The sequence below is a fragment of the Mesorhizobium sp. Root695 genome, from assembly GCF_001428185.1.
GTDB lineage: Bacteria > Pseudomonadota > Alphaproteobacteria > Rhizobiales > Rhizobiaceae > Mesorhizobium.
Genome location: NZ_LMHO01000001.1, coordinates 21318 through 33656, shown reverse-complemented (window position 1 = coordinate 33656; position 12339 = coordinate 21318). Strand labels below are relative to the sequence as shown.

Genomic DNA, 12339 nt, shown 5'->3' with positions numbered 1-12339 from the left:
GGCGCGGTGAGATCAGGCGCGATGGGACTGGTCATCGCCGCCTTCTTCCCCCGTTACTTCCTCGCTTGTCATCGCCACGATCCGGCGTGCGGCATCCTCGACGCTGATCTGCCAGCTCATCGCCAGCGAGCGCAGCTGCGCATAGGCGCGGTCGTCGTCAGTGCCCTTCGACAATGCCGCCACCGCACGCACGATGGTCTGGCGCTCGGCGACGCGCTGACGAAGCGAGGCGATCTCGCTGGCCAGGTGTTTGCGTGCCTCGAAACTCTGCCGCGCGATCAGCAGCGCGCTGTAGACGCCGGCATTGCCGACCGGCTTCAGCAGCTGCGCGTCGGCCTTGTGCGACAGCGCCCATTCAATGCGGCCCGGCGCCTCCGAACCGATCAGCGCCACCAGCGGCATCGGCGCTTCGCCCGGCTCCCAGGGGAACTGCTCGTCAAAGCCGAGATCGGCGTCGAAGAAGACGAAATCGGCCGCCAGCGCCTCGGGCGGCAGTTCGGGCCAGCAGTCTAGGGTGATCAGGCCGATCGCCGACAATTGCCTGGTGATCGCCTGCACCGTCGGATGCGGCCGATGCAGGATGAAGGCCTTGGCGCCACCGAGGTTTGGGATGCGCGGTGTTCTGGTCACGACACCACCCTCAGGCGCGGCCGGCCGAATGCTTTTGCAGGGTCATAGCGCGACAGATACGGGTCCGGCGCGACCTCGTCCTCGCGGCTGACGACCTCGAAGAAACCGTCCGCGATGCGCCCGATGATCACCGGCAGCGTCGCGTGCTGGGAGCGGGCGTCGATGGCGATCGGCCCGAGCCGGGTGGAGAAGCGCCGCTCGGCGAAGGCTTTGGAAAATTCCGCCGGACCGGCGTCGGCATCGCGCGAGAGCACGTCGGCCATCACTTGCACGGAGGCATAGGCGGAGGCCTCGAAGGACGAGGCGAAGGCGGCCGGGCGCGGTGCGAAATACGGCCCCACCGACAAATGCCCTTTCCCGGATTCACCGATCGCCGGCAACTCGCCCTCGGTGAGGTTGCAGGAGATGACGGGACAGATTTCAGGGCTGAAGGCCGGATCCTCGTCGCCCAAGTCGCGATAGGCCGCCAGGAAGGCGTAGGACGAGGTGCCGATCAGATTGTTGAGGATGAAGTTCGGCCGCGTGGCCCGGATCTCCCCGATCAGACGCGACACGTCGGTTTCGCCGATGCGTAGATAGCGTTCGCCCAGAACCTTGCCGCCGGCATCGGCGATCAGGTCGCGGGCGACGCGGTTCATCTCCCAGCCCCAGATGTAGTTCGAGCCGAGCAGGAAGCCGTTGGCACCGAAGCGCGGCACGACATGGGCCATCAGCGGCACCAGATGCTGGTTGGGGCAAGCGTGCATGTAGACGACGTGCTCGTTGGCCTCGAAGCCCTCATAGGGGCAGGCGTACCAGAGCATGCCGCCGGCTTTCTCCAAAACCGGGATCGTCTCCTTGCGGCTCCAGGAGGTGACGCAGCCGACGACATGGCGCGCGCTGCTGGTCTTGAAGATGTCCTCGCAAAGCGTCGCGTAGCGGTCCGCATTGCTTTGCGGATCGCGCTCGACCGGCACCAGCTCGATGCCTGAGCTGCGGTCGGCGTTGATGTCGGCGATCGCGCGCATGGCGCCCATGCGGCACGCATCGGACACGAGCTGATAGCTCCCCGAGCGGGAATACAGGATGCCGATCTCGATGCGCCGTTTCAAACAGATCTCCAAAATGACAATGCCCCGCAGCCAGCGCCGGAGAGGCGAGGCATACGAGGCATTCTTGCCGCCCGGCGATCAGAGCCGGTATTTTGCGCTAGCGTATTCGGTCCGGCGGGTCAGTCAAGCGGGAAAGTGCAGCTCAACCTTGCTGCAACTGCTTCCAAGCTCTCCAGGAGATCGAGCAACTGCTGAAGCTTCTCGTGGCCAAGGCGCTGTTCGATGTCGTCATAAATGACGCGACGCTCTGGCGAAAGCGCATCGATCAAAGCGGAGCCGGCCGGGGCGAGGGTCAGCACGACGCGGCGGCCGTCGCCTTTCGCCTTGTTGCGGGTGATGAATTTGCGTCTCTCGAGCGCCTTGATGATGCGCGTCAGGCTGGGCGGCAGCACCGAGGCGCGATCGGCAAGCTCCGTCGCTTCGACCGGGCCGGCTTCGCTGAGCACACGCAGCACGCGCCATTGCTGCTCGGTTACGTCATGCGCGGCGAGCATGGGACGAAACCGCACCATCACGGCCTCGCGGGCATGAAGCAGCGCCATTGGCAGGGAACGACGGGTGTTTTCAGGCAGCACGTGAGAGGTCCTCCAACGCTCGCTTGCGATCGAAACAGGTTTTGACCTCGGCCTGACCTGCTTGCCGAAATCTGTTCTTGATACCACGGTGTCGTCGGGCCGGGTTCAATGCCAGAATCGACGTCATTGCTAAATTAACTCGTTAACTACAGTAAGACAATACTTGCGAACGAGCCGCGAACTTGCCTTTCCCGTGAGTCCTCGGCAGACCTCGGTGCCAACAAATCTGACCTCCCTCCCGAGGCGCGCGGGATCGCCGCTCAGCCTCGCTGCCGTCGACCGCCGTCGTCCTGTTCTCTCCCGAATGACAATTTTGAGAGAATATTCCCGGTTTTGACGACAATTGCGAAACGCGTTCTTTGATATAATCGATAGAATTTCTGAGGATGTGACCAAGGCTGGGCAATCCGCCTGGCTGCCATGACTTCACAACCGCAGAGATCAATCATGTCCGACTTCAAGAACACTTTGCCATCTTCCCTTTCGTCAACCGTCAACCGGCGCAGCGGCTTGGCTCTGCTGTTCGCATCGGCCGTCGCGATCGGCAGCCTGATGGCGCCCAGCGCGTCGTTCGCCGAAGACAAGAAGGCGATCAAGGTCGGTATCATCAGCGGCGAGGACGAGGATGTCTGGCGGGTCGTCGTCGCCCAGGCGGCCGAGAAGGGCCTCGCCATCGAGACCGTCGTGTTCAACGACTATACCCAGCCCAACGAGGCGCTGGAGCGCGGCGAGATCGACGCCAACGCCTTCCAGCACCAGCCCTATCTCGACAACCAGATCAAGACGCAAGGCTACCACATCGTGCGCGTCGGCTATACCGGCGTCTGGCCGATCGGCCTCTACTCGAAGAAGTACACCAAGGTTGCCGACCTGCCCGAGGGCGCGGTCATCGGCGTGCCGAACGACCCTTCCAACGAAGGCCGGGCGCTGCGCGTGCTGCAGAACGAGGGTGTGATCAAGCTGAAGGACGGCACCGGCATTCTGGCCACCACCGCCGACATCGCCGAGAACGCGAAGAAGGTGGTGATCAAGGAGCTCGACGCCGGCATTGTCGGCCGCTCGGTCGAGGATCTCGATGCGGCCGTGGTCAACACCGACTGGGCGCTGAAAAGCGGCCTGTCGCCGGAAAACCGCATCGCGCAGGAACCCATTGCCGACAATCCGTACCGCAACTTCATCGCGGTGAAGGTCGGCAATGAAAACGAGGCCTGGGTGAAGACGTTGGTCGCCTCCTATCAGAACGAGGCGGTGAAGGCTGAGTTCGACAAGGTCTACAAGGGCACCGGCCTCAGCGCCTATTGATCCGACCGGAAGCCCGGTTCGAGAGCAACAGCGGTCCGCGCTCAGGCGTGGGCCGCGATTGCGTTTTCGGGAACAGGAACATTCATGAACCAGCATATCACGGCACCCGGGGACATCGCCGATCCGACCCACGCCCGGCCCGAGGCGTCTCAGGATGTCGTGCGCCTTGTCGACCTGAAGCGCCGCTTCGGTGTGACGGCGGCGCTCGACGGTGTGTCGTTGACGGTGCGCAAGGGCGAGATTCTTGGCATCATCGGCCGCAGCGGCGCCGGCAAGTCGACGCTGATCCGCTGCCTGAACGGTTTGGAACGGCCTGACTCCGGTGAGGTGTTCATCGAAGGCCGCGAGATCAGCCGGCTTGGCGAGCGCGACCTGCAGCCGCTGCGGCGGCGCATCGGCATGATCTTCCAGCATTTCAACCTGCTGTCGGCCAAGACCGTCGAAGACAATGTGGCGCTGCCGCTGAAGATCGAGGGCCGCCCTAAAGCCAAGCGACTGAAGCGCGCCGCCGAACTGCTGGATCTCGTCGGCCTGTCGGAGAAAGCCAAGGCCTATCCAGCGTCGCTGTCGGGCGGCCAGAAGCAGCGCGTCGGCATCGCCAGGGCGCTTGCCGCACGGCCAGCGCTGCTTTTGTCGGACGAAGCCACCTCGGCGCTCGATCCGGAGACGACGCGCTCCATCCTTGCCTTGCTGAAAGACATCAACCGGCAGCTTGGCCTGACCATCCTTTTGATCACCCATGAGATGGAGGTGATCCGTTCGATCGCCGACCGCGTGGCGGTGATCGACGCCGGGCGCATCGTCGAGCAAGGGCCGGTCTGGTCGGTGTTTGCCGACCCGCGCTCGGACATCACAAGAAGCCTGCTCGGCGCCATCCGGCCGCAGCTGCCGGCCGAACTGACGGCCCGGCTGCTGCCGGCGGCCGGCGCGGAGACGATCCTGCGCGTCGACGTGGCCGGCGAGGCGGCAAGCGGCCCGCTGTTGTCCGACCTTGCCATCGCTGTTCCAGGCGCCTTCCGCCTTGTCCATGGCGGCATCGACCATATCCAGCAGCAGCCCGTCGGCACGCTGTTCCTCTCTGTTCCTGGCAGCGATGCAAATCATCTCGCTGATGTCATCACATTCCTGAAGGCCCGCCAGGCGCGGGTGGAGGTGCTTGGCCATGTCGCCAATCCTGTTTGAGCTTCTGCTGCGTTCGATCTGGGAGACGGTGCTGATGACGGCCGCGTCCGGCCTGATCTCGCTGGTGTTCGGCCTGCCGCTCGGCTTGGCATTGATTGCCACCGAACGCGGCGGCATTGCCGAAAGCCTGTGGGTGAACCGCGTGCTTGGCGCCGTCATCAACGGCTTCCGCTCGGTGCCCTTCATCATCCTTCTGGTGGCGCTGATCCCAGTGACGCGACTGATCGTCGGCACCTCGATCGGCACATGGGCGGCCATCGTGCCGCTGTCGATCGCCGCCACGCCCTATTATGCGCGCATCGCCGAAGTGTCGCTGCGCGAGGTCGACCGCGGCTTGATCGAAGCAGCGCGCGCCATGGGCGGCAACCGCTGGACGATCATCCGCGAAGTGCTGGTGCCCGAAGCGCTGCCCGGTATCGTCGCCGGTTTCACCGTAACGCTGGTGACGCTGATCGGCGCCTCGGCGATGGCCGGCGCCATCGGCGCGGGCGGGCTCGGCGACCTCGCCATCCGCTATGGCTATCAGCGGTTTGAGACATCCGTGATGATCGCCGTGGTGATCGTGCTGATCATCCTGGTCTGCGGCATCCAATGGGTGGGGGACGGGCTAGTGGCGAGGTTGGATCGGCGGGGGCGATAAGCCGGCTGAACATTTGGGATTGGCCGAGGTTTCCTCAACTTCGTCATCCACGGGCGGAGCAGCCGCGATGCGGCGTCGCGGAGACCCGAGGATCCATGCCGCGACCTTAGTCGTGGCGTGCAGCGGAGCAGAATTCGGCACCGTCGTGACGCGTTGGAGTCGCGGCATGGATCCTCGGGTCTGCGCTGCGTCGCTTCGCTCCTGGCTCCGCCCGGATGACGAAGCGGTGGGCGTTTCCGCTACGCCTTGCCCCTCAGATCGTCCGGCGAAGTGCCTGATATGGTCGAATCCTTCGGCATCGCGATGGCCGGCGGCGTCTGGTAGTATTTGTGGGTGAACTCGACCTTCTCGGCCCGCTCGGGCGTGATGGTGATGTTGATGATCGCGTCGAACTTGCCGGCCTGCAGCGCCGGTATGGAACCATCGAAATCCTGCACGCTGAACTCGCACTCGGCCTTCATCTGCGCGCACAGCGCCTTGCCGAGGTCGATGTCGAAGCCGCCCAACGTGCCGTCGGCACTGGCGTATTTGAAGGGCGGATAGGCGCCTTCGGTGCCGATCCTGAGCTTCTTGTCATGGGCGGAGGCACCCGTGGCCAGTGTAAGGGCGACGGAAGCGGCAAGCACGAAACGACCGAAAAGACGCATGTTCGAGATCTCCGTTGAGCGCGAGAAGTCTACGGGCTTCCAGGCGCGCGGCGGAGACGGAAACGACATGCCCTGAGGCGATCGTGGCGCGGTGCGCTATCCGCGCCGTGGCGGTCGGCGGTGCGTCAGCCGGCGCGCTGCTTGTCTGTCGCCGTCCGGTCGACGGCTAACTCCGTTGCCGACAGGACAACGCCAAATTTTTCACTGGCTTCTTCAGCCGTATAGTAACCTAGGGCCACGTCGCGCAGCACCAGTTCGACATCGCGCTCACGCGGATCGCCATAGCCGCCGCCGCCCGGTGTGCCGACGCGCACGCGGTCGCCGGTCTTGAGCGCGATATCCTGCTCCTTGGAGAGGTGCGGCGGCACATGCTCCTCACCGTTGCGGAAGACAGTCACGGTGTTGACCGCGCCATCCCTGCCGCCGAGTGCGCCTTGCGGCCCGAAACGGCCGTGATCCATGACGAAGGAGGCACGGGCGTCGCCACGCAGGATCTCGACCTCATAGGCGAGGCCAAAGCCGCCGCGATGCTTGCCGGCGCCGCCCGAGCCTTCGCGCAAGGCATAGTGGCGGTAGAGCACCGGGAATGCCTGCTCCATGATCTCGACCGGCGGCGATTTGGAAATGCCGATGGTCGAGCAGCCATTGGTCAGGCCGTCATGACCTGAATTGCCGCCATAGCCGCCGCCGGAGATCTGGTACATGACGTAATCGCGGCCGCGCGCCGGATCGTTGCCTCCGAGCGCGAAATTGCCGCTGGAGCCTGCGGGCGCCGCCGTCACCTTGTCCGGCAGCGCCTGCACCATCGCCGCGAACACCGCCTCGGCGATGCGCTGCGAAACCTCGGCGGCGCAACCCGATACGGGGCGCGGATATTTGGCGTCGAGGAAGGTGCCTTCCGGCCGCTTGATGATCAATGGCTCGAACGCGCCGGCGCTGATCGGCACGTCGGGGAAAATGTGGCGCATGGCGAGATAGACCGAGGACAGGGTCGTCGCCAGCACGCTGTTCATCGGTCCGGCGCAGGGTTTGGACGAACCGGTAAAATCGAAGGTCAGCGTGTCGCCCTGTTTCTCGACGGCAAGGGCTATGGTCAGCGGCTCGTTGACCACCCCGTCGGAATCGACGAAGGCCTTGGAGCGGTAGGTGCCGTCGGGGATGGCCGCTATGTTGGCGCGCATCTGTTCGGCGGCGCGGCGGCGCAGTTCGGCGATTGCCTCGACAACAGTTTCGTCGCCGTAACGATCCAGGATTCCGTTAAGCCGGTCCTGGCCGATCAGCAGCGCCGCTGCCTGGGCCCTGATGTCGCCGATGCGCTGGTCGGCGACGCGGATGTTGGAGCAGATGATGGCGTAGATCTCTGGATCGAGCACGCCCTTCTTGAACAGTTTGACCGGCGGCAGCCGCAGGCCTTCCTGCTCGACGGCAGTCGCCGAGGCTGAAAAACCGCCAGGCACCGAACCGCCAATGTCGGGCCAGTGGCCGGTGTTGGACAGCCAGCAGAAAATCCTGCCGTCCCGGTAGACCGGCATGGCAAAGCGCACATCCATCAGATGGGTGCCACCGAGATAGGGATCGTTGACGATGTAGATGTCGCCCGGCTCTGGGGCCAGGCAGCGGCCATCGGCGATCATTTCGATCACCGTCCTGGTCGAATACTGCATGACGCCGACGAACACCGGCAGGCCCTGGCTGCCTTGCGCGATCAGCGAACCGTCGAGCGCCGAATAGATGCCGTCGGAGCGGTCGTTGGCCTCGGCGATCACAGGCGAGAAGGCGGCGCGCGAAAAAGTCAGGTCCATCTCGTCGCAGACCTGCTGCAACGCCGCCTGGAGGACCGAGAGGGTGATGGCGTCGAGCTTCATATCAGACCTCGCCAATGTCGATGATGATGTTGCCGTCGGCGTCGCAGCGTGCGCGGTCGTCGGGTTCGAGCACGGTGGTGGCATCCATCTGTTCGAGGATCGCCGGCCCTTCGATGACCGCGTCGAGCGGCAGTTTTTCGCGTGCGTATACTGGCGTGTCGTGCCAGAGTCCGCTGTACCAGACCGGCCGAATTTCGCGCCTCGCCTCGTCGAGCGTTGTTGCGCGCCCCGCCGGGTCGATCAGCCGGGAAAGATCGATCGCGGGACGCACGCCGGTGACCGAAGTGTTGAGATTGACGAGGTTGGCGCGGATTTCCGGCAGCTCGACCTTGAAGCGGGCGAAATAGGCCTTTTCGAACAGCTGCTGCAGCGTTGCCCGCGTCACCGATGAGGACGGCAGCGCCACGTTGATGATGTGGGTCTGGCCGACGAACTGCATGTCGGCGGAGTGGGTGACGCGGATCGTCTCCGGCTTCACCGCTTCCTTGCCGATCAGCTCCTCGCCTTCGTTTCGGTGCCGTTCCAATACCGCGTGAAGCTGTGTTTCGTCGAGCACCGACACCGGCTGGTTGATGGTGTTGACGAAGTCGTGGCGCAGGTCGGCGACGACGCAGCCGAGCGCGTTGGTGATGCCCGGCCGCGCCGGCACCAGCACCTTGGGCAGGCCGAGTTCGCGCGCCAGCGCGGTCGCATGCAGCGGTCCGGCGCCGCCAAAGGCAAACAGCGCGAAATCGCGCGGGTCATGGCCACGTGAGACCGAGACCATGCGGATGGCGCCCGCCATCTTCATGTTGCCCAGCCGCAGCACCGCACCCGCGGCCTCGACACCGGACAGGCCGGTCGCCTTGCCGATCTTCTCCTCGAAGATGCCGGTGACGCGCTCTGTTGTGACCGGGTTTTCGACCGCCAGCAGCTTCTTGGGCGCCAGCCGGCCGAGCACCAGATTGGCGTCGGTGATGGTCGGCTCCACGCCGCCGCGCCCGTAGCAGATCGGGCCGGGATTGGCGCCGGCACTTTCCGGGCCGATCTGGATCAGGCCGGCCGCATCGACACGCGCGATCGAGCCGCCGCCGGCGCCGACCGTGTGCACCGCCACCATCGGCACATGGATCGGCATGGCATATTCGATCTCGATCTCGTTCGAAACAGCCGGCTCGGCATTGCGGATCAGCGCCACGTCGGTCGAGGTGCCGCCCATGTCGTAGGTGACGAGGTTTTCAAAGCCTGCGCGCTTTCCGGTGTAGGCGGCGGCGATGACGCCCGAGGCCGGACCGGACATGACAGTCTTGGCCGATTCACGTGTGACGAAGCGGGCCGAGATCATGCCGCCATTGCCGTTCATGATCAGAAAGTCGCGGGCATAGCCTTTTGCAGCCAGCTCCTTGCGCAGCCGCTCGACATAGCGCTCGAGGATCGGCTGCACGGAGGCATTGACCGAAGCGGTGACACCGCGCTCGAACTCGCGCGCTTCCGACAGCAGTGCGTGGCCTGCCGTGACGTAGCCGTTCGGCCAGAACTCGGCGGCGATTTCGGCGGCGCGCCGCTCATGCGCCGGGTTGGCGTAGGAATGCAGGAAATGGATGACGAGGGATTCGCAACCGGCCGCGATCAGCGTCTTCACCGCCTCGCGCATTTCGGCTTCATCGAGCGGCGTGCGTATCGCGCCCGACGCCTCGACGCGCTCCGACACTTCGAGCCTCAGATTGCGCGGGATGATCGGCACGAAGCTGCCGGTCATGCCATAGGCCTGCGGCCGCGTGCGCCGGCCAAGCTCGATCACGTCGCGAAAGCCGCGCGTGGTGATCATGCCGGTTTTCGCCAGCCGCCGTTCGAGCACCGCATTGGTGGTGGTGGTCGTGCCATGCACGATCAGGTCGATGCCGTCGATCGGAAATCCGGTCGCACCAAGTGCCGAAACGACGCCGAAAGCCTGGTTGTCGACCGTGGTCGGAGTCTTGGCGATATGCACCTGGCCGCCGTCGCGTCCGTCGATCAGGAGCAGGTCGGTGAAGGTGCCGCCGACATCGATACCGGCGACGACATTTCCCCGGGAATCGCGCGCTTGCGCCGAAATATTCTCTTTCATCGTCGAAACCCGAAATGCCCGGACTACGGATATGTGTCAGTTTGGAAAGGTGTTTTACGGCAGCACCTTGACGCAAATATCGTTTGTATACTAATAAATTCCCTACACAAGAGCTACCGCTTTGGAGTGTGCGAACAGCACGCCGGAACCTGAATGGTTCGGTCGTGCAGGTGAAGGTTTGGCGCCCGCGTCCGCAGTTGGCCCAGAAGGTTGGATTTGATGAACACCACATCCGCTCTCAACACCGCCGGCGCCCGCCCGCTGCAATTCCCGATTCCGGCCAACGTCTATGCCGAGACCGTCGTCTCGGTGAAGCACTATACCGACCGGCTGTTCTCGTTCCGCATCACCCGTCCGCAGTCGCTGCGCTTCCGCTCCGGCGAGTTCGTCATGATCGGCCTGCCCAATGCCGAGAAGCCGGTGTACCGCGCCTATTCGGTGGCGAGCCCGGCTTGGGACGAGGAGCTGGAATTCTTCTCGATCAAGGTGCCGGATGGCCCGCTGACCTCGGAGCTGCAGAAGATTCAGGTCGGCGACACGGTCATCATGCGCCAGAAGTCTACCGGCACCCTGGTGGTCGACGCGCTGACGCCGGCCAAGCGGCTGTTCATGATCTCGACCGGCACCGGCATCGCGCCCTTCGCCAGCCTGTTGCGCGACCCCGACACCTACGAAAAATTCGATCAGCTGATCCTGACCCATACCTGCCGCGACAATGCCGAGTTGACCTACGGCCAGGAACTGGTGGCGGCGCTGGAAAGCGACCCGCTGATCGGCGAACTGACCGCCGGCCGCGTCACGCTCTACAATTCGACGACCCGCGAAGAGTCGGCCTGCATGGGCCGCATCACCGCGCTGATCGGCTCCGGCAAGTTCTACAGCGATCTCGGCATCGACAAGCTCAACCCGGAAACCGACCGCATCATGATCTGCGGCTCGATGCATATGCTGAAGGACGTCAAGGAACTGGCCGAAAGCCTCGGTTTCGTGGAAGGCTCGCTGAGCCATCCGGCGACTTTCGTGGTCGAGCGCGCCTTCGTCGGCTAGAGCCGGGCGTCAACACTCTCATATCCGCATTTTGACCTTTCGATCAAAATCTAGCTGCTTTCGCAGCCTTTTTTCAGCTATGAGCGCCCTAAGGACTCGTGAAGCGTTAATTCACGGTCTATCTTCGTGCGTGTCGCCCAAAAGTGTCGTGCGGTTTTGGGAAGACGATGCGCACCAAGACATAGGCGCACGTCGCTGAATGAAAGGGCAGGAGATGAGCAGCACAATCCGCGAAGCCGATGTCGGCTCGTCCAAGGTGACGCCGCTGCCCGCGCGTGCCGCCGCCAACACAGCTGTTCCGCACGACCATCGTATCGCGCAATCCAGGCATGAAGCTCGACCTCGGCTTCATGGAATCGGTGCGCAGCGTCAATCGCTCGGCGCTGGAACGGCGCGTCGCCAGCCTGACCAAGCGGCGCTCGATTAAGGCCGACAACCAGGCGGCCTGGCTGCTGCGCGCCGTCGCCTGCATGGATCTGACGACGCTGAATTCCAACGACACCGAGGAGCGCGTGCGCCGGCTCTGCGCCAAGGCGATCAATCCGTTCCGCCGCGACATTGTCGAGGGCCTCGGCATATCGGGCGAAACCATCCGCCCAGCCGCGGTCTGCGTCTACCATCCCTTCGTCGCCACCGCCGTCGATGCCGTGCGCGGCACCGGCATTCATGTCGCCGCCGTCTCCACCGCCTTCCCGCATGGCCTTGCGCCGCTGTCGACCCGCCTGCAGGAAATCGAGGCCTCGGTTCGCGACGGTGCCGACGAGATCGACGTCGTCATTCCGCGCGGCCTGGTGTTCGGCGCCAAGTGGCGGGAGCTTTACAACGAGATCGTCTCGATGCGCGCCGCCTGTGGTGACGCGCATCTGAAGGTCATCCTCGGCACCGGCGACCTCGCCACGCTGCGCAATGTCGTGCTGGCCTCGATGGTGGCGATGATGGCCGGCGCCGACTTCATCAAGACGTCGACCGGCAAGGAAAGCGTCAACGCGACGCTGCCCGTCGGCCTCGCCATGGTGCGCGCCATCAGGGCCTATTTCGAGGAAACCGGCTATCTCATCGGCTTCAAGCCGGCCGGCGGCATTTCGACGGCAAAGGCCTCGCTCGACTGGCTGGTGCTGATGAAGGAAGAACTCGGCCGGCCATGGCTGGAGCCCGAGCTGTTCCGCTTCGGCGCCTCGAGCCTGCTGACCGACATCGAGCGCCAGCTCGAGCACCATCTGACCGGACACTATTCGGCCAATCATCGCCACGCGATGGCTTGAACGCACCACCCC

Annotated in this window: 9 protein-coding genes and 2 pseudogenes; 5 read left to right on the top strand and 6 right to left on the bottom strand. The window is 64.3% G+C overall.

The window, feature by feature from the left end; translation table 11 throughout:
- Positions 1-12 precede the first annotated feature (12 nt).
- The 3 genes from ASD99_RS00145 to hpaR form a co-directional block, all read right to left on the bottom strand.
- A complete protein-coding gene (locus tag ASD99_RS00145) occupies positions 13-630 on the bottom strand; it encodes an ANTAR domain-containing response regulator (protein ID WP_057142377.1) in 618 nt (205 codons plus the stop codon).
- Positions 627-1721 carry a transporter substrate-binding protein gene (locus tag ASD99_RS00140; protein ID WP_056592711.1) on the bottom strand — a complete coding sequence of 365 codons (1095 nt, stop codon included), beginning with the start codon at positions 1719-1721 and terminating at the stop codon, positions 627-629. Before ASD99_RS00140 ends, ASD99_RS00145 begins: the two co-directional genes overlap by 4 nt.
- Positions 1722-1840: 119 nt before the next feature.
- Complete coding sequence (hpaR, locus tag ASD99_RS00135; protein WP_244497594.1) at positions 1841-2263, bottom strand: homoprotocatechuate degradation operon regulator HpaR; 423 nt, start codon at positions 2261-2263, stop codon at positions 1841-1843.
- 480 nt (positions 2264-2743) lie between these two features.
- Between hpaR and ASD99_RS00130 the strand changes: the two genes are divergently transcribed.
- From ASD99_RS00130 to ASD99_RS00120, 3 genes are all read left to right on the top strand, one after another.
- Positions 2744-3598 (top strand): MetQ/NlpA family lipoprotein, encoded by an 855-nt coding sequence (locus tag ASD99_RS00130; RefSeq protein WP_057142375.1) that lies wholly within the window; start codon positions 2744-2746, stop codon positions 3596-3598.
- Positions 3599-3682: 84 nt separating this feature from the next.
- On the top strand, positions 3683-4780 hold the full coding sequence (locus tag ASD99_RS00125) for a methionine ABC transporter ATP-binding protein (RefSeq protein ID WP_057142374.1): 1098 nt from the start codon (positions 3683-3685) through the stop codon (positions 4778-4780).
- Positions 4761-5420, top strand: coding sequence for a methionine ABC transporter permease (locus ASD99_RS00120; protein WP_057142652.1), 660 nt, complete (start codon positions 4761-4763; stop codon positions 5418-5420). The genes ASD99_RS00125 and ASD99_RS00120 overlap by 20 nt, the downstream gene beginning before the upstream one ends.
- Before the next feature lie 245 nt (positions 5421-5665).
- Here ASD99_RS00120 and ASD99_RS00115 read toward each other — a convergent pair.
- The 3 genes and pseudogenes from ASD99_RS00115 to ASD99_RS00105 all read right to left on the bottom strand — a co-directional run.
- A pseudogene (locus ASD99_RS00115) lies at positions 5666-6067 on the bottom strand (transporter substrate-binding domain-containing protein); the annotation flags it as partial.
- Between the two features lie 125 nt (positions 6068-6192).
- A complete protein-coding gene (locus tag ASD99_RS00110; protein ID WP_057142373.1) occupies positions 6193-7932 on the bottom strand; it encodes a hydantoinase B/oxoprolinase family protein in 1740 nt (579 codons plus the stop codon).
- Position 7933: 1 nt separating this feature from the next.
- Complete coding sequence (locus ASD99_RS00105; RefSeq protein WP_057142372.1) at positions 7934-10018, bottom strand: hydantoinase/oxoprolinase family protein; 2085 nt, start codon at positions 10016-10018, stop codon at positions 7934-7936.
- 219 nt (positions 10019-10237) lie between these two features.
- Here ASD99_RS00105 and ASD99_RS00100 point away from each other — a divergent pair, with 219 nt between their 5' ends.
- A complete protein-coding gene (locus tag ASD99_RS00100; RefSeq protein WP_057142371.1) occupies positions 10238-11065 on the top strand; it encodes a ferredoxin--NADP reductase in 828 nt (275 codons plus the stop codon).
- A 214-nt stretch (positions 11066-11279) separates the two neighbouring features.
- Positions 11280-12327: pseudogene (gene deoC / locus ASD99_RS00095) on the top strand (deoxyribose-phosphate aldolase).
- The last annotated feature ends 12 nt before the right edge of the window (positions 12328-12339 follow it).